Raw genomic sequence first — 835 nt, 5'->3', positions numbered from 1 at the left:
TAAACGGTTTATTTTTGATTACCTATGGTATCCTTTCTTATGTAACTTATCATACTAGCAATTTCTGGGGTTTTGTTGAAAATATATCAATAGTCTTTGGATTTATAGCAATTACTAGTATTTTTAGTTTAATGCTAAAGCGCTATGTTGAAAAGCACCGTGAACAAAATAGTTTTTTAGAAACATCAAATAAACAATTAAATAAAACCATTGATTATATCTATAGATTTTTCGATCTATCAAGTGATATTTTGGGTGAAGATGTTTCCAAAGAACATTTTGCTAAAGAAACGTTTGCATTAACGAGCTTCTTGTATGGTAAAACAGACGCATCCTTTGCATATTTTGCGACAAATGGATCGATAGAACCTATTATCGCTGAAGGATATGATATTGATAAAATTCCTTTCTTGCATGAACTTCATGAATCCAAAGCAATGCAGAATAAACCTTTAATTTACTTTAAACATATAGGCAATAGTATAAAAAAACATTATCCTAATTATGTCTTTGCTGATTCGCTTTCAACAATTAAAGCCGCTACCAGGATTTATTCAGTTTTTACGTTTGATAGTGATGTTTTATTTATTGTTGCACATGATTATTATAAACAATCAAATGTTATCAATAATAAAACCTTAAAACGTATCAAAGATTATACCACCCTCTTAAATCGTTTATTTAAAAAGCGTTATATTGAAGGTCAAAACCGTTTAATCAAAAGTGATATTATTTTATCTTTTGTAAGAACCCTTGACTTATATGATCACTATACCAAAGGTCATAGTGAAGATGTTGCGAATCTTTCAAAAGATATTGCGAAGATGCTTAGTAA

Annotated in this window: 1 protein-coding gene; it reads left to right on the top strand. The window is 28.9% G+C overall.

From position 1 onward, the window contains the following. Window positions 1–835, top strand: an 835-nt coding sequence (locus tag ABCO64_RS10205) for a hypothetical protein (RefSeq protein WP_343089380.1), incomplete at both ends; no start/stop codon positions are given.

The sequence above is a fragment of the Methanocalculus natronophilus genome (genome assembly GCF_038751955.1).
GTDB lineage: Archaea > Halobacteriota > Methanomicrobia > Methanomicrobiales > Methanocorpusculaceae > Methanocalculus > Methanocalculus natronophilus.
This window is presented reverse-complemented; position numbering and strand designations above follow the sequence as displayed.